The following is a 23,232-nucleotide window of genomic DNA, read 5'->3' on the forward strand; positions in this document are numbered from 1 at the left end:
GATTGTGCGGCTGCCATAGGCTTTATGGACACCTTTGAGATTAACGACATCTTCACCGGAGCGCGGCGGCGTTGCAAATTCAAAAGCCACAGTCTGACGACGGCGCGGCGGTTCCACGCGGTCAATCTTTTCCAGCTTCTTCACGCGGCTCTGCACCTGCGATGCATGCGATGCACGGGCTTTGAAGCGTTCAATAAATTTGATTTCTTTGGCAAGCATTGCCTGCTGGCGCTCGAACTGTGCCTGCTGATGTTTTTCATTCAGAGCACGCTGGCCTTCATAGAAAACATAGTCACCGGAATAGGTCGTGAGATTACCGCCGTCGATTTCAATAATCTTGGAGACAATACGGTTCATGAATTCGCGGTCATGCGACGTCATCAACAAAGCGCCGTCATAGGTTTTCAGGAAATTCTCAAGCCAGATCAGGCTTTCAAGATCAAGATGGTTGGAAGGCTCATCGAGCAGCATCACATCAGGGCGCATCAGCAGAATGCGCGCCAAGGCCACGCGCATTTTCCAGCCGCCGGACAGATTGCTGACATCGCCGTCCATCATTTCCTGAGAAAAACTCAAACCTGCAAGCACTTCACGCGCACGCCCATCCAGACCGTAACCGTCGAGTTCCTCATAGCGCGCCTGAACTTCGCCATAGCGCTCAATGATCGCATCCATCTCGTCCATACGATCCGGATCGCACATTGCAGCTTCGAGTTCACGCAATTCTGCGGCAACAATACTGACAGGGCCAGCACCATCCATCACTTCCGCAACGGCCGTACGCCCGCCCATTTCCCCGACATTCTGATCAAAATAGCCAATCGTCACGCCTTTCTCGACCGTAACCTGTCCCTCATCCGGCTGTTCTTCGCCGGTAATCATACGGAAAAGCGTTGTTTTACCGGCACCATTCGGCCCGACAAGACCGATTTTCTCGCCACGGTTCAAAGCGGCAGACGCTTCAATAAACAGAATGCGATGGCTGTTGGACTTACTGATATTGTCAATGCGGATCATGAAACAGGAGGCCTTGTGATTGTGCGCCCTCCTATGCCACGCCTTAGGCGCGCTGTCACGTCTTACAAGTTCAGCAATTTAATACACTGCCTCTCTGACAAGATTGAGAACTTAAAGCCAGAACTGGCCTGATCGTCATCCGCAGTCGGTATTGAGTGCTTGACATTTAATTAGGACCCCTACTTAATATTTGCATGAGTCAGATATCAACAACACTCCGGCACCTAAAGACGGGCTTTGATCGCCTTGCTATCATTCTGCGAGCTGAACTATGGGCAGCGGCAGCATTCGAGGGGCTGAACCCGGCTCAGGCACAGGTTCTAGCTTTACTTGTGACGCGGCCCGACGGTATGCGCTCAAAAAACATCGCCGCGCAACTTGCCGTTTCCGGTGCCAGTATCACGGAGACGGTAAACGCCCTTGTCCGGAAAAAACTACTGATCCGCACCGCTGACACCTCTGATGCGCGGGCAAGCATCATATGCGCGACCCCTGAAGGTCATGCCGTCAATGCTGCGATAGAAGAGGCCTCATCACGCTTTTCCGAGGCGCTGGAGAGCTTACCCGTTTCGGTACAAAGCGAATTACTCGCCACACAAATCAGACTCATCCGTGAATTACAGCAAGCCGGCGCTATTCCGCTGCAGCGCATGTGTGTTTCCTGCCGTCATTTCCGTCCGAATATTCATCCCGGATCAGCACACCCACATCATTGCACATTTATCGGCGCAGATATTGCCGGTACGGATCTCCGGCTGGATTGCGGAGAACATGAAGCCGCAGACCAGACTGCTCAGGATGTGAACTGGGCAGCATTCACCCAAAACCCTGAAAGAAATATCTCCGGCACACAAAAAATGCCGGACACCGTTGTTCACGGCCCATAAGCCGGAACTGAAAACGGCCCGGTGACTGCCATCACCGGACCGTTCATTGACCCAACTCCAAGCTACAGAGAAGGATTATCTATTATGACACATATTCATCTCATTGATCCAGCGTCTGCCACCGGTTCTGTCAAACCGGTGCTCGATCAGATTAACGGTGCTTTCGGCACTGTCCCGAACATGTTCAAGGCTGTTGCCAATTCACCAGCCGCACTGCAAAGCATGTGGGGATCGTTCGGTGCTCTTAGTACCGGCAACCTCGGTGCGCGTCTGGGCGAGGAAATCGCTGTTGCAATTGCCAATGCCAATAATTGTGCATATTGCCTTGCCGCCCATACAGCGCTCGGACGCAAGGCCGGCGCATCAGCTGCCGATATGGCGGCTGCCCAGACCGGACAATCCTCAGACCCACGGACTCAAGCTGCTCTGAGCTTTGCCCTCAAAATCACCCGCGACCGTGCGGCCGCCACAGCAAATGATATTGCGGTGCTGAAAGCCGCAGGTTTTGACGATGAGGCTATTGTGGAGATTATTGCCCATGTCGCTCTCAATCTCTTCACCAATTATATCAATGTCGCGTTGGATGTACCGGTAGATTTTCCTGCTGTCGCATTAAAACCGGCCGCCTGATCTTCCGGCGAAACAAACACAAAGAATAAAACTGCCGGCCTCCGTGACGGAAGCCGGCAGTTTTCTTTTACAAAATATATGATGGATCAGAATTTGATGCCAAGTTTGGCATTCACAGAATTACTCTGAAAGCCTGATCCGAACTGACCGCGATAGCTGATACCGAAAGTTGCCTGTTCACTGGCCTTAATATCAAAACCTGCCTGAACCAGCGCGGTATCCTCTGCCACAGGAACACCTGAAATATCGAATGCAGAACCCGTTGCAAAAGATGCGCGACTGGCCGGATCAATATCAGCAAATGCATGCTGCCAGCCAAGCGTACCATTCAGCTCGGCTTTGATATTACCAAACATCATCTCTGTTGCTCCGCGAATACCGAGCGTTGTGAACACGGTGCTCATTCTGTCACCGTCAACGGTCAGAGCAGCCTGTCCGCCGGTTTCGGTAAAACTATCCGTCTTCACAGCAACATAGGCAAGATTGGCGAAAGGCTCGAAGACCGCATTACCGGTTTGCAGCTTATGGCTGAGTTCACCGAAAGCCTGAACCGTGCCTGCATTATAATCAGCTGTGAGTTTATCCGAGAAATCAGCAAAACGGACTGAACGGCTGATATCTACCGAGTGCCAGCTATAGGCAAGACCAGCGCTCAGAGCAGTATTGCCCCATTGCGAACCGCCGTAGATGCCGAGATGATAATTATCGCTTTCACCGGATGAAGCACGGTCATCAACATCAAAACTGGTGCGGCTGTAACCGGCAAGTGCACCAAGACGTGTATTCTCTGCAATTTCTGCATCATAACCGGCAAAGACACCACCCGTTGTCTGGCTGAGTTTTGCAGCATTGCCGTTTGCAGAATTCTCAGCCCATGTGCCGAAGCTCTGCATCCACAAAGCAGCAGGCGCATCTTTGGCTGAGACAACCTGTGCGCCCTTCTGTGCATGTGCATCCCCGAAAGCGGAACGAAGACGATCATGAGTTGCATTGCGCAAATCGCTACTCGTATTCATCAGAGCCGTTTTAGCGGATGCATGTACCTCACCTGTCAGCAGATCAAAAGCAGCCAAAGCCTGTTCTTTGCTTTCCAGCCCGAGCACCGCATCATACACAGCATTGCCACTTGCCAGAGATTCAACGGAGGCTGCGACAGAACGCTGATTAGCCGTTTCGCCGATATCGTCAAACGCAACCTGATTACGCAACACATCCAGATAGACCGCCTTCGGATCGTAAATCAGGCCGAGATTAATGAATGGCATATTCTGGCTGAGGTCAGCGAAAGTACCGTTCACACCGCCATCCGCTGTGAGAATGGTATAACGGCTGCCCGGTATATAAGAGCCTCCCGCCTTATCGACATAAACGCGGGCACCGTCGATTGTTGCAGTACCGGAAGCCTGAACGAGATCAGATGTACCATCCGGATTGATTTCCGCATGATAAAGAGAGCCTGCCTCCATCACCAGATCGCCGGAAGTTTTCAGCGTGCCTATTGAGTTACCCGGTGCCAGAACAGCATCCGCAGCAATATGAATACCGCCGAGCGTTCCTGAACCCGCAAGAAATGCACCATTGCTGACTTTAATCATACCGCTCACTGAAGCATCCGTATGATCTGCATCACCGACAATCAATCCGCCGCGCTCTACTGATGTGCCGCCGCTGTAGCTATTGGCAGCATTCAGTGTCAGTACGCCCTCGCCGCGTTTGATGAGAGCACCGCTGCCGCTGATCTCCTGATTAACTTTCAGATTATTGGCGGCCTCAGTCACATCAATCCAGCCATTGCCGTCCAGCACGATTTTGCGCTCAAGACTGTTCATTGCCAGACCAGCCACGCGCAGACCACCACCATTTAAGCGTAAATTTGCTGATGCACTACCCAGCGCCGCATCTTCAAAAACAATCACCGTTCCGCCATCGGAAACCGAGGTTTCGCCAATGAAATTGTGATTATCAATACAGTAATCTCTCACAGCCTGCGCAAAGCGTGCATCCGTTGTCTGGCAATTGAGCAGTGTTTGTTTTTCTTCCTGCGTCAGATCCTTCAGGATCGGTTTGCCGTTTTCATCCGCGACCTGACCAAGATAAACATCATTACGGTTATTATTACGGGTCAGGAAAAACTCTTTGCCTTTCGTTCCAAAACCGGATGCACCGGCGCCCCAGATCAGACGGATTTTCTCAACATCGCCGTCTTTATAAGTCTCAAGCTTTGGCCCTACCCAGCGCAGCTCCTGTGCGACCGGATCGTGATCCGACAGCGAATTACCATTTGGCAGCAATGACGGTTTGGAAAGTGTGCCGGACCATTGACCATTATCAACAATCTCAACCCATTTGGCGAAAGGTCGGGAAACCAGAATATGATCAATATTCACACGATCCCAGCTCGGCCATGTATTGGTAGATTCTTCACCGTCACTGGTCCAGGTCGCACGTTCATCACCAACTTCACTTGGTTTGAACTGCTCGCGGTTCCGCTCAAGCTGAATCAGCTGATATTGTTGTTTCAGAATATTCATCGTCACCGGAAGATTATTGTCTACCGGATAGGCCTCTCCGGCAAAGCCTATATCTTTTTGAGCCTGATAGGCTTTGTCCAGTGCATTGCCCCACTGCTCCCATGACAAATTGTCAATATTGGCATTTGGGTGTTCGGCTTGAATGATTGCACGCCATTTTGTTGCATCCGCCCGCTCAAGATATTCATAAGCCAGCGTTTTATAAAATGCGTTACCAGCGGCTTTTTTTATCAGACGCAGTTGCGCATCCACACTCAGCAGACCACGCTCGGAAATATCACCGGCATTCAGATCGCCGAGCAATATTGTCGGCGTCAGGGTAGATTGTGCCAGTTTGTTAGCATCTTTTGCCTGAGCGATACGACCAGATGATGTGTCTGCATAATTGAAATGGCGACCGGCGATAACCGTATCAGGGAAACCATTACCCGGCTTCACGACAACCGTATTCGCCGCCAGATATTCCGTTTCACCGCTTGTAAAGACCATGCCTTCGCCTTCACGGGAACCATGATCTTTGATTTTTTCAAATGCACCCAGCTTGTCTGCTTTTTCATTCAGCAGATCCAGAGTATTTTTCACATGGGCTTTAACAACCGTCGTATCGCCAAACGGCCTGCCGCTATTGTTGTAAAGTTCCGGCATAACCAGCACATCAGGGGCAACGCCACGCAGTAAATCCTGCATGGCCTTGTTATAAATCAGCTGGCCATTCTTTTTTGCTTCAGCATCCCACATATTGGAATCAAGGCCGTTATTCCAGATGTTAAAACCCATCACGGTCAGAGAAAAATTCTGTGTTTTTGCTGGTTCTGCCTGTGCATTTGTATTCAGCGCAGCCAGCAATATTGCACTCGCCACCCCTGCCGTTAATTTACGCTTATGCCTTGCGCCTGACCGCTGCTGTTTCATCATATCATCCTGATAATAAGATTTGAGACATAAAATGTCACTTTTCTTACATTAGACGAGTCATATGTCAGTTTTTATACAATCCGGATGATTGTCAAAAATCATTTTCTTGACGCATATTTTTTTTTGTCCGAAATACGTGGAGTACAGGGGGCGCTATGCGATTTGACAATTCGGTATCAACCGGCGGCAACAAAAAAGACAACCGTCAGGCGTTTCTGCTGCAATATCTCGAGCAAAATCATTATATTTCGCTGGAAGAAATTGCGCATCTCTGCTCGGTGACGATGCAAACTGCACGCCGCGATATCATGGCGCTGGAAATCACAGGCAAAGTTCGCCGTATCCATGGCGGCGCGACGATCGCAGCTCCGATGGATGCCGGAACCTATCGTCAGAGGCGTCTGGATCAGGCCGCAGAAAAACAGGCGATTGCCGCATTTGTAGCCGATTACATTCCCGACAACACAACGATTTTCATTGATACGGGCACAACCTGCGAGGCCATTGCCGCTGCGCTGATAAAAAACAAACAGGGCTTGCGCATTGTCACCTATAGTCTGCGTGTGGCATCGCTCATCAGCGAGAATTCCGATTTCGCGCTGGCAATTCCGGGTGGTTTTGTCCGCGCCGTAGATGGCGGCATTTTTCAGGAAGACACACCCGATTTCATCAACCGTTTCAAATTCGACTATGCGGTGATTTCTGTCAGCGGCATCGATGATGACGGTGACCTGTGTGATGATGACCGGACAGAAGTAGCGGCCGTGTCCAAAGCGCTCGACCAGTCCAGACACAAATTACTGGCTGTCGACAGCAGCAAATTCGGCAAACGCGCGCTTGTTAAACTCGGCGCACTGAATATTGTCGATGCTATTATCACCGACAAAGCACCCGCGCCGCATATTTTTGAGAAAATACAGACACATAAGCTTCAGTTGCATCTGTGTGAGATCGCTGACCGGCAAAAAAGCTGAATTTGCCGGTCATAGAGCAATGATCCCGAATTATTCAGAAATCAGACCGATTTCCTGCGCATTGAAAACAGTACTGAAAATTTCATTCCGGCCGGCACGTTTACTCAGATAGAGCTGGCGATCAGCATGTGCCATCCACTGCGATGCAGACATTTCCGGCAGACAACATGCCGAAGCAACGCCGATACTGACCGTGACACAAGTGGAAACCGTTGAACCCGGATGCGGAATTCTTAAAGAACTGACCTGTTCCTGTATTTCTTTGGCCACCAATACTGCCGCATCATGATCCCGCCCCGGCAAGACACAGACAAATTCCTCACCGCCATAACGTGCTGTCACATCTGTTGCCAGATGCACCGCGCGTGTAAGAGCCGCTGCAACCATCGCCAGACAACGATCACCGGCCGGATGACCAAATGTATCGTTGAACAATTTGAAGAAGTCGATATCGACCATGATAACCGACAGCCAGTCGCCTGTGCGGGCCAGTTTCGTGGTTTCCGTCGCCAATGTCTGTTCCAGATGACGGCGGTTGCTTAAACCGGTCAAAGCATCTGTCACAGCCATTTGCGCCAGCTGATCGCGCAGACGTTTCAATTCAACATGATTGGCCACGCGCGCCAGCAAAATAACCGGCTGAATAGGCTTGGTCACATAATCGATCGCACCGGCAGATAATCCGCGTACTTCCGCATCCTGATCATTCAGGCCGGTTGTAAAAATCACCGGAATATCCGCAAGCATGCGATCTTTTTTCAGACGCTGGCAAACTTCATATCCGTCAATCCCCGGCATAAGCACATCGAGCAGAATAAGGTCCGGCAACACCGTCTGTGCAACTTTTAATGCTTCCTCGCCTGAAGTCGCAAAACATACTTCATAATCGTCCTCGAGTACTGCACTCATAATCTCAATATTTGAGATTTCATCATCCACAATGAGGATGACCGCGCGGTCTGTCATAATTATTCTCCGATACGCTCAGTGTCCGGTGAAGCTTGCAAAACATCAGCAAATTCAGCATCCAGCAATGTGAGGGCGCGATTATAGTCAAGATTGTCGAGAGCGATCTTCACCGGATGAACCTGCAGAGTGTCAGGTGTCATACCGAGCGTAATCGCCAATTTTTCAAAACTGCTGCGTGCCTTCAGACTTCTGCGTTCCAGAAGCCCGCGGAAAACCAGAATCTCCGCCTGAATATTGACCGGATCAGCTTGTCCTGCCGGAACCGGTTTATTATCATCTTCTGTTGTAGTTACAAGACTCTTAGCCGCTTTTATTGCCGGTTTCAGCACCTGCTCCAATTCAGCAATCAATATATTAGCCGCAACCACATCACCTTGTGCCAATGCAGCTTCAGTCTTGGCAGACTGTTCATAAACCTCTGCCAGTTCCAGCGATCCCGCCACACCTTTCAGCGTATGGGCGCTGCGCCGCGCATCATCCAATGCACCGCGACCGATCAGCTCGTTGAGCTCTTCCGGTGTTGCAGCAAATCTCTGTCCGAAATCGATAATCAGCTTACGCAATAGTGATGTTTTACCGTTCATACGCGCCAGCGCTTTTGTAAGATCAAACGGCGGCAGGCTTTCCGGCAAATCCCTTACAGGCTTCACTGCAACCGGAGCAGACTCTGCGACCGGATGCGAAGCTTCTTTGCTGCGCGGCTTCAACCAGCGATCAAGTGTGCGCACCAGCAGGAACGGATCAACCGGTTTGGCCACATGATCGTCCATACCCGCAGCAAAGCACTTCTGCCGTTCTTCCTCATAGGCATGCGCGGTCATGGCAATAATCGGCAATTGCTCCGCAGACCATTTTTTACGGATCTGCAAAGTAGCTTCAATACCATCCATCTCCGGCATCTGGATATCCATCAAAATGCCGTCATAGGGCAGCGGATCCTGAAGAACGAGATCGCAGGCGATACGGCCGTTTTCAGCAACATCAACCACCAATCCGGCATCCTGCAGCAGCTCAACCGCGATCTCACGGTTGATCATACTGTCTTCAGCCAACAGAACCTTCAGCCCGCGCAGCTGCTCCGCCACCATCGGAATAGTCTGACCGATTTCCGCATGCGGCGCATCCGCCGCTGTTTCACGGGCAAACAAGCCGGTAATCGTGTCAAAAAGCACATTCGGAACGATCGGCTTGGTCAGGAAGGCAGCAATACCGGAACGTTCGGTTTCAGCGCGGAAGTCCTCATTACCATAGGCCGTCACCATCACCACATAAGGCAGCGGCGAAAGATTCTCATTACGATGAAGCGCCTGTACAGTTTGCAGACCGTCCATGCCGGGCATTTTCCAGTCCAGAACCACCAGATCATAAGGCTGGCCGGTTTTGCATGCTCCTTCAAGCGCGCCCAGAACTTCCTCACCGGAAGCAACAAGATCAATATTCAAGCCCCATGAATTAAAGACATCATGGAAAATCTCGCGCGAGGCCGGATTATCATCAGCCACAAGTACACGCAAACCTGCAATCTCTGCCGAAGCGATGCGCTCCGGCTCAGTCTGCATTTCACCGATTGCCATATTGACGGTAAAGGTAAAAGTACTGCCCACACCCGGCATGCTTTCCACGCCGATTGTGCCGCCCATCTGCTCAACAATTTGTTTGCTGATAACAAGTCCAAGTCCGGTACCGCCAAAGCGGCGCGTCATGGAACTGTCGGCCTGTGTGAAAGAATTAAATAGCAAAGCTTGCTGTTCCGGTGCCATACCGATCCCCTGATCACGCACCGATATGCGTAGTTTAACACCTGCATCCTGCTGCTCTTCAGCATCAACCGTGACTGTGACAGTCCCTTTCTCGCTGAACTTCACCGCATTGCTGACGAGATTGAGTAGCACCTGATTCAGGCGCAATTCATCGCCGACCAGAACTGCAGGCACATCATTCTGAATAACGGTCTCAATGCTAACGCCTTTATTCTCCGCATTAATTGCCGCCAGATTAAGCTGGCTCTGCAAAGAAGAGCGTAAATTGAACGGACGTGTCTCGAGAGAAAGCTTGCCTGCCTCATTCTTGGAGAAATCGAGAATATCATTGATCAGGCGCAGCAGAGCCGTACTGGCATTGCTGATTTTCGAGACATATTCTTTTTGACGCAGATCCAGATCCGTACGCAACACCAGATGGCAAAAGCCCAGAATGGCATTCATCGGTGTGCGGATTTCATGGCTCATATTGGCGAGGAACATGCTCTTCGATTTACTGGCAGCTTCCGCCTCAAGGGTGCGCTGTTCCAGTGCCGCATTCTTGGCAATGATTTCATCACGCATGGCATTAATGCGGTTGAAGCAATCGACAAGCATATCGCCGAACCACACCAGCACTGCAGCCTGAAACGCGACAATAACCGCATGAAGCAGAACGCGCTTGATATCCCCGCCTTCAGGAAACACCGCTGCTGGCATCAGATAATCCAGCGTTAAATGATGCAGAGCCACGGCAGCGGCGGCAAAAAGAACTGCACGCTTGTCACACCACGCAACCGTGAGCGCCAGCATAGCAAAGAAATACATATGCATATCCATTTGCCAGAGCTGACCGCTCATAAAATATAGCAGCAATGCGGGCTGCCCCATCAGGGCAACGCCGGAAATATAGCGCGTTACCGGAGCAATGCCTGAGCGCAGCCATGACATATGATAGGCACCGGCCAGCACCACGCCTGCCAAAGCTGCGCCGACCGGCGAATGACCGGTGACATAAGCAACCAGCGCCAGAAGCGGGACATGCAGCCAGAATAAAATCACCAAAAACCGGCCAAACCGGCTGCGAAGGTCGTCAAGTTCTAGGATCATGCGGCTGTCGTCCGTTCCTGAATGGCATAACAACCACCAGGCAGCAGCGGTTCAAAAACCAGCCACTCACCGGCACTGTAAAGCCTGTTTGGGAAATCTTTATTTTCGGAATAAACTGTAATCAGGCTGGATGAAGCATTGATAGAAATAATCGCACCTTCAGCGGCCTGAATGGAGCTGATAACAGAGTTCAATGTGCGCCAGGGAGCGACCATAACGATATATTGGTCATCTTTGCCGGTTGGCTTGAGAAAAGCCACGGCAATCCCGCCAAGCAACAGAACCAGCAATGCAATCGCTGGCATAAGATCGCGGATATGACACCGCTGATCACCGGTCTGCCCGTTCATGACATTATCCTGCTTCAAATATTACTGATATTAGCAGGATTAATATCGTTTTCCGGTAAATACCGCCTTAAGATTTTATAAACGCCACAACAAGACAGACTCATACGTCATCAGAACGGGAACAATCAGCGGCGCAACACTTTTCCGGCTCTGTTACCGGTCGGTTTGCCTGCTGCAATCACCGCCTGTCCGTTGACAAAAACATGGCTGATGCCAGACGGCATCTGTGTGGAATTTTCAAAAGTCGCGTGGTCGGTGATCGCATCTTCAAACAGCACCAGATCAGCAGCCATTGCGGGGCGCAACAGGCCACGGTCATGCAGAGAAAAACGCTGTGCTGCAACCGACGTCATCCGGCGCACTGCATCCTCAAGCGGGAACCATTTTTTCTCCCGCCGCAAAGGTCCGGCAATGCGTGGGAAAGTCCCGAAAGCACGCGGATGCGGTTTGGAGCCCGGACGCGGCAAACCGTCAGACCCCGCCATAAACAACCGGTTGCAACAGGCCGCATGAAGATCATCCTCATCAAGCTGAAACAGGATAATCCCTGTCTGCCCTTCATCTTCTTCAACAAAGCGCACCAGCAGATCGAAAGGCGTTGTGCCAAGCGTAAAGGCAGCTTCACGCATGGTCTGTCCTTCCAGATGTTTCAGTTCATCAATGCCGATTGCTGAAAGCCGTACATTCTCCCAGCCTATCAGCGAAATTTTGCTCTGGCCGTGATAATCATCACCGCCATGTTCCACCCAATGCGCCAGTTTCTGCCGCCATGCGGTGTCCTGTAAGCGCTCTTTTAAAGCCGGCAAACCACCATCCATCACCGCCGCTGGCAGAAGCTGTAATATCCATGTACTGCCTGCCGGATAGGGATACATATCAAAGCTGATATCCACACCGTCAGATCGCAGGCTTTCCAGATAGTCGATCACCGCCGGTACATTACCCCAGTTCGGTCGTCCCGCCGATTGCAGATGTGACAGCAATCCGGCTGCACCGGACAGGCGCACAACCTCACCGAACTCTTCAGTCGCCTGCATCAGGCCTGCTTCATAGGAGCGGATATGCGCGGCCAGCACCCCGCCGAAACCGGCGACAATTTTACCCAAAGCTACCAGTTCTTCAATCTCAGCAAAAGCACTTGGCGGATAAACCAGCCCCAGAGACAGACCTGCCGCCCCCTGCGCCATTTGCACGTCAAGCAAACGGCACATCGCTGCAAGCTCGCTCTCTGTGGCAGGCCGCCTGTCATGCCCCATCACTGCCAAACGTAAAGCCGCATGGCCGACAAGTGAGATCAGATTGAGAGCAATCCCCTCTCCTTCCAAAGCCTGATGGTATCCCGAGAAATCATCAAAAATCTCATCAGATCGCGTTTCACCAAGAAGGCCGGAGAAATGCTGACGCAGATATTCGCGGGACTGTTCTGCTGCCGGATAGAGCGAAAAAGAGCAATTGCCGACCACAATACTGGTCACGCCCTGCATCGCCTTTTCCGGCCTGTCCCGCTCGCGCAGAAAGATCAGATCATCATGACAATGGGCATCAATAAAACCGGGGCTTAAATAACGCTCATCCGCATCAATGATTTGCATATCACCGTCTGCTTTCAGACCTCTGCCGATCTGCCGGATTAACCCGCCGCTCAGCAACACATCGCCGCGATACCAAGGTGCGCCGGTGCCATCAATGATACGGGCATTGCGAATGAGCGTTTGTGTCATATCCGGCTCCGGCACTTCATTGAGCATTAAAGGGCAGCAATAGCAGTCATTTCAACCCGCAGATCTGGATCAGCCAGACGCGCTTCCACACAGGCACGCGCCGGCGGGTTTTCCGGATCAATCCACGCATCATAGACCGAATTCATCGCATCGAAATCAACAATTGCCGGAAGAAACACATTCACCGCCAGCAATTTGGAACGGTCAGTTCCTGCCTGCTGCAAAAGCTGGTCGATCTTGCCCAAAACATCACGGGTCTGCTCTTCAATGGAAGCCTTGCGGTTTTCAGCCACCTGACCGGCAATATGCACCATGCCGCCATAGCTCACGGCCTGACTCATCCGGCTGCCTTTTTGATAACGCATAATCATACCCGTATTTCCTTCTGTCATCGTCACTTCTGATTGTAAACTTCTGCTTGCCTGCATGATAAAATCCAATATAACAGACACAATAACATTATAGCGCTCATCGGAGGCAGCATGTCAGACAGTACCGCAACCACTCCGGTCACGCCCAAAGAAGACAGCAGCAAACGTGCGCGCGGTCTGGATCGTGCCTTTGAGATACTGGATTTTCTGCGCAACAAGCGTGAACCGCTGAAACCCAATGAAATTGCCGCCCAAATCGGTGCCCCGCGTTCCTCGGTTTACGAGCTGGTCAATCTGCTGTTGCGCAATGGTATTCTCGAATTTACCGGCGGCGACGGTCGTGTGTTTCTCGGACGCAAACTCTATTTTCTCGGCGCCGCCTATGAAGATCATTTTGACTTCATGCGCGCCTGCGATGCCGCGCTGGAACGCATTGCCGAACAGACCCGTGAAACAGCGCAATATTGCGTGCTCGACGGCAATAAATATACCGTTGCCCGTATGAAAGAAGGCGTGCGCCCGTTCCGTATTTCCTCGGATGTCGGCCATTCCGTGCCTATTCCGTGGACAGCTTCCGGCCGTCTTCTGGTTGCTCATCTCAGCGATGAAGAAATTACCAGTTTCATTCCCGCTGCCGACTTTCAGATGCCTAATGGCAGCTGGCTTGATCCGGCTGAATTTATCGCGCAGGTACGCGAAGCCGACAGAACCGGTCAATTTACTTTCAACAGCACAGTCGATAATTTCACCCATTGTTTTGCCGTACCGATGCGTGATGCGCAGGGTATTGCGACCGCAACGCTGTGCCTTGTTGCCCCCCGCGATGACGGGCTGAAGAACCATGCTTTCTATCTGCAATGCCTGAAGGATGCCGCACAGGCGCTCAGCGGCAAGCACTGACTGGAAGAAGCAGACTTGTTTCACCGGACCTATCATTGGAATATGAAATGCCCTTCTGAAACTTCGCGCATCTGCCGCTCGACCGGTACATAATCCGGCGCACGGACAGGACTGTGCAATTCATCAGCAATCTGCCCGCGCCGCATACCGCGCCGTGCAGGATCAGGCACCGGAACGGCAGCCATCAGCTTTTTCGTATAAGGATGTTGCGGGTTTTCAAACACCGCTGCACGCGGCCCGATCTCGACAATCTCGCCCAGATACATCACCGCAACACGGTGACTAAGGCGTTCCACGACCGCCATATCGTGCGAGATAAACAGAAAAGACAGGTTGAGACTGGATTGCAGATCGAGCAACAGATTGATGACCTGCGCCTTGATGGAAACATCGAGCGCTGAGACAGATTCATCGGCAACGATAAGTTTCGGATCAAGCGCTAACGCGCGGGCAATACAAATACGCTGACGCTGCCCGCCGGAAAATTCATGCGGGAAACGAGACGCCATATCGGCTTTCAGCCCCACACGCTCCAGAAGATCGGCCACACGTTCCCGCGCCTGATGTTTTGTACCGAGCTTATGCTCCAGAAACGGCTCCGCAATCGACGCCCCTACCCGCATACGCGGATTGAGACTGGCATAAGGGTCCTGAAAAATCATCTGCATGGTACGGCGCAGACCTTGCAGCTCATGCCCTGCCATGGCCATCACATCCTGTCCGTTGACCATGACGGAACCGCTTTGCGGCTGTATCAGCCGCATGATTGAGCGGCCGGTCGTCGATTTACCGCAACCGGACTCGCCCACCAGTGACAGCGTCTCCCCCGGCTGCAACGAGAAAGAAACATTCTCCACCGCATGAACACGCCCTGCCAGTTTCCCGAATAGTCCGCTGTGAATGGTAAAGCGTGTCGTCAGCCCTTTCACATCCAGAACCGGCGGCGCATCCTTCGCAACTGTATCGGCAGCTTCTACCGGCGGCAGTGCCGTGCCGGTTCGGATATCAACGACGGGAAAACGCAGCGGGCGTGCACGACCTGTCATAGACCCGAGCGCCGGCACGGCTGATAGCAAAGCCCGCGTATAAGGATGCTTCGCGTCGCGGAAAATCGTGGCCGTATCACCGGTTTCCACCGCATCACCATGATACATCACCACGGTACGATCAGCCACTTCTGCAACCACGCCCATATCATGTGTGATGAACAGTACCGAAGTGCCTTCCTCTTCCTGCAAGGTTTTAATCAGGTCGAGAATCTGCCCCTGAATAGTCACATCCAGCGCTGTAGTCGGCTCGTCGGCAATCAGCAGTTTCGGGCGGGTGACCAGCGCCATAGCGATCATCACGCGCTGACGCATACCGCCGGAAAAACGATGCGGATACTCATTGAACCGGCTTGCGGCAGACGGAATGCGAACCTTCTCCATCAGTCGCAGAGCTTCAGCCTTTGCCTCTGCCTTGCTCATATTGCGATGGCATAACAGAGCTTCGCAAATCTGATCTCCCACCGTGTAAAGCGGGTTGAGCGACGTCATCGGCTCCTGAAAGATCATCGCGACATCATTGCCGCGTATTTTTTGCATTTCATGCTCGGACAGCTGCAAAATATCTTTGCCGGCAAGCAGAATATTCCCCTCAATCCGGCTGGTATCCGGCTGCAACAACCGCATGACAGAAAGAGACGTTACACTTTTTCCTGAGCCGGATTCCCCGACCAGCGCCACGGTTTCCCCTGCGCCGACATCAAAGGAGATATTTTTCACAACCGGTCGCCAGCCACCCTCACCGAGAAAAGACGTTGTGAGATTTTGCACACGGAGCACAGGCTGTTTGTCTGATAAATGGCTCATCATGCCCTCACATATCTTTACGCAAACGCGGGTCAAGAAGATCGCGCAATCCGTCACCCACCATCTGCAAAGACAGTACGGCGAGAATGATGGCAAAACCCGGAAACAGCGTCATCCAGTCTGCCTGTCCGACATATTGACGGCCGGAGGCAATCATCGTGCCCCATGTCGGAATTTCAGGGCTGACACCAAGCCCCAGAAAGGACAGACCGGCCTCGGCAAGCATGGCCTGCGCAAACAAAAACGTCCCCTGCACCAGAATAGGTGACAGCAAGTTGCGCAACACATGGCGGGTCATAATATGCGGCGTGGAAATGCCCAGCGCACGCGATGCCTCAATATAAGGCAGTTCGCGGATAACGAGTGTTGAAGCACGCACCACACGCGCCAGTCTCGGTGCATAGACAATCGACAGCGCCACAATCACTGTTGTCAGCGAAGGGCCGAGTGCTGCCACCAGCGCAATCGCCAGCAGAATATCGGGAAAAGCCATCATCGCATCAATCAGACGCGCAATCGGTGTATCCAGCCGCTGGAAAAAACCGGCCAGCAAGCCGAGTGTGATGCCAATCAGGCTTGCCAGCACTACCACAGCGGCACCAACTGCCAATGACAGCTGCCCCGCATAAAGTGTGCGGGAAAATACATCGCGGCCAAACTCATCGGTGCCGAAAAACCACGTGCCGTTCGGCGCGGTCAGACGATTGCTGATCGACAATTTACCCGGTGCATAAGGCGCAATCAGTGGTGCCAGAACGGCTAGCAACACAAAAACGATCAGGACGAACAGGCCGAATGCAACGGTGCGGCGACGCAACAGGCGACGGATAAACAACCATGTTTCTGAGGATTTTACACTGGAGCCGGTCATCAGTAACGCACCCTCGGATCGACGGCCAGATAAAGCATATCAATGGCAAAATTTATCAGAACATAGAGCGCCGCAATCACCAGCAATGCCCCCTGAATAACCGGATAATCACGGCGCATCACCGCAGACACCACCAGATTGCCAACCCCCGGCAAACCAAACACTGTCTCTGTGACCACGGCACCGGAAATCAGCACAGCTGCGGTCAGGCCGATCACTGTTAGGATAGGGATCAGCGCATTTTTAAACGCATGTTTCATCACCACGCGTCTGCCATTCAGCCCCTTGGCTCGGGCTGTGCGCACATAATCATCGCCCAGCACATCCAGCATCGAAGCGCGGGTAAAACGCATAATCAAAGCAGAAGACACAATGCCCAGCGCGAAAGACGGCAGCACCAGATGCATCATCCGTTCACCGAAACTTGTATCCGGACCGCCATAACCGGAAACCGGAAACAAGCCGTAGCGCACGGCAAATACCTGCATCAGCAGCAGGCCGAGCCAGAAGCTTGGAATACTTGCGGCAAACATCGCCAGCGCCGTTGCGGTCTGATCAAAAAATGAACCTCGCTTTACCGCGGCATAAATACCGACCGGCAATGCAATCGCACTGGCAATCAGAATGGAGAACAATGTGAGAAAGAATGTCGGCTCTGCCCGTTCCGCCAAGGCATGGGCAACCGGCTGACCGAGAAAGATCGACTGGCCAAGATCACCGCGCAGTAATTGCAGCAGGTAATAGCCATATTGCACCGGCAATGAGCGATCGAGACCGAGCTTTGCTCGCAATCCTTCAATATCAGCCTGTGTCGCTTCCGGCCCCAGCATGACGGCAGCAGGATCACCCGGTGTGACGCGGACGATCACAAAAACAATCGTCACAACCAGAAACATGACCACGATCATGCCGATCAGACGCTGTATGATATAGCGTAGCATTCAGTCTCCACCCAATTCGGGAATACCCAAAACTTAAAGCCGCGCCGCCTCTCCTCCGAAGCTGACGCGGCCTGTCTTATTTATTTTTCAACGGATGCATTCCAGAAATATGGCCATGGTGCAGGTGTCACACCATCCAGTTTCTTGGATTTTGCAGACAGATTGTTGAAATTACCGACTTTGATGAACGGCACTTCGTCAAACACGACTTTCTGCACATCTGCCCAGAGTGCCGCACGCTTCTGCGGATCAGCCTCCGCATTAAATGCATCCATCACCTTGGCGCGCGCCGGTGTATTCCACTTGCCCGGTGCACTCACTGAAAGAGGATCAATCAGAGCCGGTTCCGGCAGGAACGGACTATGGGTGATGTAAATATCCCAGAGTGCCGGATCAGCACGGCGCTGAGTGAGCGTTGCCCAATCCACCACCTGCATATCAACTGTGAAACCGGCCAGTTTCAGATATTCAGCGGCAACTTGCGCCATTTTGTAATGGAACTCATATTGACGGCTGGTGAGAATACGCAGCGGTTCGCCATTATAATTCGCAGTTTTAAGCAGGGCTTTTGCAGCTTCCGCATCGCCGACATTATAACTGCCTTCCGATCCCGCATCTGTACTCCAGATGAATTGGGACGGATAAAGTGACGGCTCGGCGCTGAAGAAATCCTTGCTGCCATAGGCGGCAGTCAACATGTCCTCATTATTCAATGCGACCTGAACAGCTTTACGCAGATCACGGTTTGCAGCAATGCCTTTGGAAGTATTCATAATGAAAACCGGCCAGCCGAATGGTTTGAGCATCACGGCATCCGAAGACGCCGAGCCGGACACACGGTCAAAAGCTTCAACCGGCAGCGCATCCACATAACCATACTGGCCGGAAACGGCAGCTTCTACGCGGGTATTGGCATCTGGCACCGGCACAAAACGGATTTCATCGAGATTTTGCTGGCGGCCACCGGCATAACCGCTCGGCTCACCTTCCTGCGATTTATAACCGTCATAACGCACCAGCTGAATATACTGATCCGGCTTGCGCTCTTTAAACTGATAAGGGCCGGTGCCGACAAATTCAGTCATCGGCTCAGCCTGTTTTTCAGCAGGCAAAACAATGGCCGCGGAATTGTTAAACGCCAGCAGAGATGTCAGCGGTGCATAAGGCTGCTTCAGCGTGATTTTGATGCTGTAATCGTCAACCGGCTCAATGGCTTCGATCAAAGTTGCCGCCTGTTTGCCGCGCGAGGCCAGTGTCGTCCAGCGCTTGAGCGATGCCACAACATCTTCCGATGTCATGTCTGTACCGTCGTGGAATTTAACGCCCTCACGCAGTTTAATCAGATAGGTTTTTCCGTCGGCAGAGATTTCCGGAAGGCTGGCAGCCAGAAGCGGCGCCGGTTTCCAGTCTTTATCGAAAGTATAAAGCGTCTCAAACATATGCTGACTGACAATACCGACGAGATCAGCCGTTGAGACCATCGGGTCCAGTGTCGGCGGCTCACCAATAGTTGCCACATCCAGCACGCCGCCTTTTTGTTGTGCGAAAGCGGATGGTGTCAATGCGATTGTCGCGGCACCCAATAACAGTGCCAGTTTCATTGCCTGCATTTTCTGAACCCCCAATTGTTTGCCTGCATCAGGTGATGCAGCTCCTCCTCGGTATGATTTTTCATTTTGTCCAAAATAATGGACATTAGTCTATTTTACCGGATTGACGTATCTCAATACAGTATGCATAACTTGTCAAGGGGGCGACCAGCCTGACCGGTACGTTTTTTGACGTCTGAAAGGCAAGTCAACAGGGTCGCGGAATTTGTGAGGAAAAATGGAACCAAAACTTGCGGACCAATTGAACACACCGGCAATTGTCGTTGATCTGGATATTGTGGAAAGAAATATCCGTAATTTTCAGTCCTATGCGAACCAACATGGTTTCAGGGTGCGTCCTCACATCAAAACGCATAAATTACCGGCGTTGGCCTATGCCCAGCTTGCAGCAGGCGCTGGCGGCATCACCTGCCAGAAAATCTCTGAAGCAGAAGCCATGCTCGACGGCCTGCAAAAACAATATGGTCTCTCCCCTGACCTGCTGATTACCTATAATATTTTAGGTAGCGAAAAACTTGACCGGCTCAAAGCGCTCGCGCACCGCACAAAACTGAGTGTGGTTGCGGATAATCTGACTGTGATTAATGGTCTGTCCGAAGCTTTCGCCAATGAGGCACAGCCGTTAACAGTTCTGGTAGAGTGCAATACCGGCGCAGACCGCTGCGGTGTAGCAACGCCTGAAGCAGCAGCAGAACTTGCCAAAGCCATTCATAATGCTGCAGGGCTGCATTTCGGCGGCCTGATGACCTATCCGCCGGCAAATGCCCATGCTGCAGTTGAAAACTTCATGGAACAGGCAAAACAAAAAATCGAAGCATCCGGCATCACTGTTCCACTTATTACCTCCGGCGGCACCCCCTCAATGATGAGTGCGGCTGATGCCCCTGTTGTTACAGAATACCGCCCCGGCACTTATATTTACAATGACCGCTCACTGGTTGAGCGCGGCGCTTGCACCTATGATGATTGTGCGTTTTTTGTACTGGCAACCGTTGTGTCCGTTCCGTCTGACAACCGAGCGATTATTGATGCCGGCAGCAAAACGCTGACTTCTGATTTGTTCGGATTGAGTGGTTATGGCCATGTACTCGGCCGCGATGATATCCGCATCGATCAGTTGTCGGAAGAACATGGCCGTCTGGTCAGCGAAAAACCGATCAACCTCAAAGTCGGTGACAAAGTACGGATCATCCCGAACCATGTCTGCGTCGTTACCAATATGTTTGACAGCCTCTATATCCAGCGCAACGGCATGGTCACAGAGAGCTGGCCGATTGCAGCCCGTGGCAAGCTGGTCTGAGGTTAATCATGAGCGGACAGTTTCTCGCCATCGGTGAGGCAATGATCGAGCTTGCCCCTGATGGCAGCGGCTTGTTACGGCAAGGCTTTGCCGGAGACACCTTCAATGCCGCTTATTATGCCCGTGCGGCGCTGCCCGCAGACTGGCAGGTCAGCTATTTCACCCTGCTCGGGCAGGATGCAATGTCCGATGCCATGCTGGCATTCATGACACAAAAACAGATCGGAACCGACTATATAGGCCGCCATACATCGCGTATGCCCGGCCTTTATATGGTGCATCTCAATAATGGTGAGCGTAGTTTCTCCTATTGGCGCTCGCAATCTGCAGCGCGTCTGCTGGCAGAAAACAAAACTGCACTGCGGCAGGCCATTGAAGCTTCTGATATTATTGTTTTCTCCGGCATCACGCTGGCAATCCTTGAGGGTGACGGGGCTGATAACCTGCTCTCTATTTGCCAAGAGCTGCGCGATACGGATAAGATTATCGCCTTCGATCCTAATATTCGTCTTCGCCTATGGGCAGATAAAGACCATATGCACACACAACTGATCCGTGGTGCCAAAGCCAGCAATCTGGTGCTGCCAAGTTTTGATGATGAGGCCGCCTGCTTCGGCGATCTGACGACAGCGGACACAATCAGCCGCTATCGCAGCTACGGTCTGAAGCGGATCATCGTCAAAAATGGTGCGGATGAAATCGAAGTTCTTTTTGACGGCCAGTCTTTTACAGTCAAAACAGCGCCCGTCGCACAGATTATCGATACGACCGGTGCAGGAGATAGTTTCAACGGCTCATTCTTAGGTCATTTCGCACAAACCGGCGATGCTGAGGCCGCCATCCGTTTTGCAGCGCAAACCGCAGCAAAAACCATTCAGCATTATGGTGCTCTGATCGACTAGAGCGGTTTACGTTCATGTTGGATCACAGTGCTCGCTCTAGGTTTTTTAGTTTGTCGCATTATCCCGACATCAAGTTGATCCAACTTGACTGTGAAATGCTCTAAAAACAAAAGCCCGTCGGAATTTCCGACGGGCTTTCTTTTTCAAAAAAGTGAAACACTTAGCGATAAACAATACCGCCGTCAGTCAGAATGGCCTGACCGGTAATATAATCGGAATCCGGCCCTGCGAGGAAAGAAACCAGCGCCGCCACATCATCCGGTGTTTGCGCACGGCCAAGGGCAATCCCTTCAACAAATTTCTTATAGGTCTCGCCCTTCGGTGCGCCGGTGATTTCCGCAAAGCGTTCATCAATTTCCACCCACATATCGGTACCGACAATGCCCGGACAATAAGCATTCACGGTAATGCCCGCGCTGGCATATTCTTTCGCCGCAGCCTGCGTCAGCGCACGTACTGCAAATTTGGTTGCGGAATAAACGCCAAGCATCGCAAAACCATCATGACCGGCAATAGACGACGCATTGATGATTTTACCCTTATGGCCGCGCTGCTTGAACTTCGCCGCAGCCGCCTGAATACCCCAGAGCACACCGTCAATATTGATCTTAAATATCCGGTCAACTTCTTCCGGTGTGACCTCGGAAAGCGGCTTAACCTGCGCAATACCGGCATTGTTCACAATCACATCAAAACCACCAAGCTCTTTCTCGGTATATTCAATGGCCGCATAAATATCATCGCGTTTACTGACATCGGCAGCAAAAGTCGTTGCCTTGCGCCCGAGTGCTTCAATCTCTTTGGCAACCGCTTCAAGCTTATCTTCTTTCAGATCAACCAGTGTCAGATCAAAACCGTCTTTTGCCAGACGCAACGCAATACCGCGGCCAATGCCCTGAGCCGCACCGGTAACTAACGCAACCTTATTGGTAACAGTCATAATCATATCCTTTTCGTCTTGAGGATCGAAAACCTGCCGGTCAACATGCCTGCCATACACGGCCGCAATATGGCCTTTTGCAATGCATGTCTGCTACCGGATATGAGGGCAGAATTGCAGATTCCTGCATTAATTCATTGATTACAATCAATTTTTCATACAAGTCAGAAAACATCCATCAACTATCGCCGTTTACGGCGCTTGTTGCCCGGACAAATAATCTCTGAGAACAATTGCCTGATTATGATCTGTATCTTTCGCCGAATAAAGCAACGTAACCGCCCCCTCTGAACAATGCTGCAAAAGCAGTTTCACAGGTTCGGGATTATGCTGCAATTCCTCACGATAGCGCCCGCAGAATATCTGCCAGTTTTCCGGACTGCTTTCCTGATGATGAAACCATTGCCGCAGTTCCGTTGTCGGCGCGATCTCTTTGAGCCAGAGGTCAAGGGCAGCGTGCTCTTTGCTCATACCGCGCGGCCAGATGCGGTCAACCAGCACTCTGAAACCATCATCCGGTGATACATTTTCGTAAATCCGTTTCACTGCGATTTTCAACATTGCCCGTACTCCTCCGGCATTGCCAAACATATTCAGGTTTATAGGATAATAAATGTCAGGTTTTTATAGTACAACTCCGGAACCGGTGTTATAGCAAAATCAGAACGGAAACAGGCAGAGTGAACAGTGCTTTCAAAAGA

At 51.8% G+C, this 23,232-nt stretch carries 19 protein-coding genes (1 of these 19 cut by a window edge); 6 read left to right on the top strand and 13 right to left on the bottom strand.

What is annotated here, in order from left to right; all coding sequences use genetic code 11:
- Window positions 1-1,017 carry the 5' portion of an ABC-F family ATP-binding cassette domain-containing protein gene (locus LDL70_RS12655; protein ID WP_022709291.1) on the bottom strand. 606 nt of this gene lie to the left of the window's left edge, so only the first 1,017 of its 1,623 coding nucleotides appear in the window; the start codon lies at window positions 1,015-1,017; the stop codon falls past the left edge of the window.
- 350 nt (window positions 1,018-1,367) lie between these two features.
- Between LDL70_RS12655 and LDL70_RS12660 the strand changes: the two genes are divergently transcribed.
- Together LDL70_RS12660 and LDL70_RS12665 are read left to right on the top strand one after the other, a co-directional pair.
- The gene (locus LDL70_RS12660; RefSeq protein ID WP_370637678.1) at window positions 1,368-1,904 is read left to right on the top strand and encodes a MarR family winged helix-turn-helix transcriptional regulator; all 537 of its coding nucleotides are present in this window, start codon (window positions 1,368-1,370) and stop codon (window positions 1,902-1,904) included.
- Between the two features lie 84 nt (window positions 1,905-1,988).
- The gene (locus tag LDL70_RS12665) at window positions 1,989-2,534 is read left to right on the top strand and encodes a carboxymuconolactone decarboxylase family protein (RefSeq protein ID WP_225685212.1); all 546 of its coding nucleotides are present in this window, start codon (window positions 1,989-1,991) and stop codon (window positions 2,532-2,534) included.
- Between the two features lie 86 nt (window positions 2,535-2,620).
- Here the strand turns inward: LDL70_RS12665 and LDL70_RS12670 are convergent, their stop codons facing one another.
- Window positions 2,621-5,980 carry an autotransporter domain-containing protein gene (locus tag LDL70_RS12670; RefSeq protein WP_225685213.1) on the bottom strand — a complete coding sequence of 1,120 codons (3,360 nt, stop codon included), beginning with the start codon at window positions 5,978-5,980 and terminating at the stop codon, window positions 2,621-2,623.
- Between the two features lie 155 nt (window positions 5,981-6,135).
- Between LDL70_RS12670 and LDL70_RS12675 the strand changes: the two genes are divergently transcribed.
- The gene (locus tag LDL70_RS12675) at window positions 6,136-6,954 is read left to right on the top strand and encodes a DeoR/GlpR family DNA-binding transcription regulator (protein ID WP_225685214.1); all 819 of its coding nucleotides are present in this window, start codon (window positions 6,136-6,138) and stop codon (window positions 6,952-6,954) included.
- A 30-nt stretch (window positions 6,955-6,984) separates the two neighbouring features.
- Here the strand turns inward: LDL70_RS12675 and LDL70_RS12680 are convergent, their stop codons facing one another.
- The 5 genes from LDL70_RS12680 to LDL70_RS12700 all read right to left on the bottom strand — a co-directional run bounded on the left by LDL70_RS12680 (window position 6,985) and on the right by LDL70_RS12700 (window position 13,214).
- Window positions 6,985-7,920 (bottom strand): diguanylate cyclase, encoded by a 936-nt coding sequence (locus LDL70_RS12680; protein WP_075657574.1) that lies wholly within the window; start codon window positions 7,918-7,920, stop codon window positions 6,985-6,987.
- Between the two features lie 2 nt (window positions 7,921-7,922).
- Complete coding sequence (locus LDL70_RS12685) at window positions 7,923-10,772, bottom strand: hybrid sensor histidine kinase/response regulator (RefSeq protein ID WP_225685215.1); 2,850 nt, start codon at window positions 10,770-10,772, stop codon at window positions 7,923-7,925.
- Window positions 10,769-11,122 carry a hypothetical protein gene (locus LDL70_RS12690; RefSeq protein ID WP_022709298.1) on the bottom strand — a complete coding sequence of 118 codons (354 nt, stop codon included), beginning with the start codon at window positions 11,120-11,122 and terminating at the stop codon, window positions 10,769-10,771. The genes LDL70_RS12685 and LDL70_RS12690 overlap by 4 nt, the downstream gene beginning before the upstream one ends.
- A gap of 125 nt (window positions 11,123-11,247) precedes the next feature.
- Complete coding sequence (locus LDL70_RS12695) at window positions 11,248-12,843, bottom strand: amidohydrolase family protein (RefSeq protein ID WP_225685216.1); 1,596 nt, start codon at window positions 12,841-12,843, stop codon at window positions 11,248-11,250.
- Between the two features lie 26 nt (window positions 12,844-12,869).
- Window positions 12,870-13,214 (bottom strand): RidA family protein, encoded by a 345-nt coding sequence (locus LDL70_RS12700; RefSeq protein WP_028233227.1) that lies wholly within the window; start codon window positions 13,212-13,214, stop codon window positions 12,870-12,872.
- Between the two features lie 111 nt (window positions 13,215-13,325).
- Between LDL70_RS12700 and LDL70_RS12705 the strand changes: the two genes are divergently transcribed.
- Window positions 13,326-14,114: an IclR family transcriptional regulator gene (locus LDL70_RS12705; protein ID WP_075657572.1), complete on the top strand. Its 789-nt coding sequence runs from the start codon at window positions 13,326-13,328 to the stop codon at window positions 14,112-14,114.
- Window positions 14,115-14,146: 32 nt separating this feature from the next.
- Here LDL70_RS12705 and LDL70_RS12710 read toward each other — a convergent pair whose 3' ends face one another.
- From LDL70_RS12710 to LDL70_RS12725, 4 genes are all read right to left on the bottom strand, one after another.
- Window positions 14,147-15,970: an ABC transporter ATP-binding protein gene (locus LDL70_RS12710; protein ID WP_225685217.1), complete on the bottom strand. Its 1,824-nt coding sequence runs from the start codon at window positions 15,968-15,970 to the stop codon at window positions 14,147-14,149.
- 4 nt (window positions 15,971-15,974) lie between these two features.
- Window positions 15,975-16,838 (bottom strand): ABC transporter permease, encoded by an 864-nt coding sequence (locus tag LDL70_RS12715; RefSeq protein WP_022709303.1) that lies wholly within the window; start codon window positions 16,836-16,838, stop codon window positions 15,975-15,977.
- Window positions 16,838-17,779, bottom strand: a complete 942-nt coding sequence (locus LDL70_RS12720; RefSeq protein ID WP_022709304.1) for an ABC transporter permease — start codon at window positions 17,777-17,779, stop codon at window positions 16,838-16,840. Before LDL70_RS12720 ends, LDL70_RS12715 begins: the two co-directional genes overlap by 1 nt.
- An 80-nt stretch (window positions 17,780-17,859) precedes the next feature.
- A complete protein-coding gene (locus LDL70_RS12725; protein ID WP_370637680.1) occupies window positions 17,860-19,389 on the bottom strand; it encodes an ABC transporter substrate-binding protein in 1,530 nt (509 codons plus the stop codon).
- A 217-nt stretch (window positions 19,390-19,606) separates the two neighbouring features.
- On the opposite strand from LDL70_RS12725, the gene LDL70_RS12730 reads away from it, so the two are divergent.
- Together LDL70_RS12730 and LDL70_RS12735 are read left to right on the top strand one after the other, a co-directional pair.
- Window positions 19,607-20,689 carry a D-TA family PLP-dependent enzyme gene (locus tag LDL70_RS12730; RefSeq protein WP_225685218.1) on the top strand — a complete coding sequence of 361 codons (1,083 nt, stop codon included), beginning with the start codon at window positions 19,607-19,609 and terminating at the stop codon, window positions 20,687-20,689.
- 8 nt (window positions 20,690-20,697) lie between these two features.
- Window positions 20,698-21,591: a sugar kinase gene (locus LDL70_RS12735; protein WP_225685219.1), complete on the top strand. Its 894-nt coding sequence runs from the start codon at window positions 20,698-20,700 to the stop codon at window positions 21,589-21,591.
- Window positions 21,592-21,751: 160 nt separating this feature from the next.
- On the opposite strand, the gene LDL70_RS12740 is transcribed toward LDL70_RS12735, so the two are convergent.
- Both LDL70_RS12740 and LDL70_RS12745 read right to left on the bottom strand, forming a co-directional pair.
- Complete coding sequence (locus tag LDL70_RS12740) at window positions 21,752-22,531, bottom strand: acetoin reductase (RefSeq protein WP_225685220.1); 780 nt, start codon at window positions 22,529-22,531, stop codon at window positions 21,752-21,754.
- A gap of 192 nt (window positions 22,532-22,723) precedes the next feature.
- Window positions 22,724-23,092, bottom strand: coding sequence for a DUF488 domain-containing protein (locus LDL70_RS12745; protein ID WP_225685221.1), 369 nt, complete (start codon window positions 23,090-23,092; stop codon window positions 22,724-22,726).
- Between the last annotated feature and the right edge of the window lie 140 nt (window positions 23,093-23,232).

Origin of the sequence: Pseudochrobactrum sp. XF203, assembly GCF_020341615.1 — a bacterium.
Taxonomy (GTDB): domain Bacteria; phylum Pseudomonadota; class Alphaproteobacteria; order Rhizobiales; family Rhizobiaceae; genus Pseudochrobactrum; species Pseudochrobactrum saccharolyticum.

Bases quoted from the DNA above. Each gene is read 5' to 3' on its own strand.
- LDL70_RS12660 (WP_370637678.1), top strand. From the start codon at position 1,368: ATGCGCTCAAAAAACATCGCCGCGCAACTTGCCGTTTCCGGTGCCAGT.
- LDL70_RS12665 (WP_225685212.1), top strand. From the start codon at position 1,989: ATGACACATATTCATCTCATTGATCCAGCGTCTGCCACCGGTTCTGTC.
- LDL70_RS12670 (WP_225685213.1), bottom strand. From the start codon at position 5,980: ATGATGAAACAGCAGCGGTCAGGCGCAAGGCATAAGCGTAAATTAACG.
- LDL70_RS12675 (WP_225685214.1), top strand. From the start codon at position 6,136: ATGCGATTTGACAATTCGGTATCAACCGGCGGCAACAAAAAAGACAAC.
- LDL70_RS12680 (WP_075657574.1), bottom strand. From the start codon at position 7,920: ATGACAGACCGCGCGGTCATCCTCATTGTGGATGATGAAATCTCAAAT.
- LDL70_RS12685 (WP_225685215.1), bottom strand. From the start codon at position 10,772: ATGATCCTAGAACTTGACGACCTTCGCAGCCGGTTTGGCCGGTTTTTG.
- LDL70_RS12690 (WP_022709298.1), bottom strand. From the start codon at position 11,122: ATGAACGGGCAGACCGGTGATCAGCGGTGTCATATCCGCGATCTTATG.
- LDL70_RS12695 (WP_225685216.1), bottom strand. From the start codon at position 12,843: ATGACACAAACGCTCATTCGCAATGCCCGTATCATTGATGGCACCGGC.
- LDL70_RS12700 (WP_028233227.1), bottom strand. From the start codon at position 13,214: ATGATTATGCGTTATCAAAAAGGCAGCCGGATGAGTCAGGCCGTGAGC.
- LDL70_RS12705 (WP_075657572.1), top strand. From the start codon at position 13,326: ATGTCAGACAGTACCGCAACCACTCCGGTCACGCCCAAAGAAGACAGC.
- LDL70_RS12710 (WP_225685217.1), bottom strand. From the start codon at position 15,970: ATGATGAGCCATTTATCAGACAAACAGCCTGTGCTCCGTGTGCAAAAT.
- LDL70_RS12715 (WP_022709303.1), bottom strand. From the start codon at position 16,838: ATGACCGGCTCCAGTGTAAAATCCTCAGAAACATGGTTGTTTATCCGT.
- LDL70_RS12720 (WP_022709304.1), bottom strand. From the start codon at position 17,779: ATGCTACGCTATATCATACAGCGTCTGATCGGCATGATCGTGGTCATG.
- LDL70_RS12725 (WP_370637680.1), bottom strand. From the start codon at position 19,389: ATGCAGGCAATGAAACTGGCACTGTTATTGGGTGCCGCGACAATCGCA.
- LDL70_RS12730 (WP_225685218.1), top strand. From the start codon at position 19,607: ATGGAACCAAAACTTGCGGACCAATTGAACACACCGGCAATTGTCGTT.
- LDL70_RS12735 (WP_225685219.1), top strand. From the start codon at position 20,698: ATGAGCGGACAGTTTCTCGCCATCGGTGAGGCAATGATCGAGCTTGCC.
- LDL70_RS12740 (WP_225685220.1), bottom strand. From the start codon at position 22,531: ATGACTGTTACCAATAAGGTTGCGTTAGTTACCGGTGCGGCTCAGGGC.
- LDL70_RS12745 (WP_225685221.1), bottom strand. From the start codon at position 23,092: ATGTTGAAAATCGCAGTGAAACGGATTTACGAAAATGTATCACCGGAT.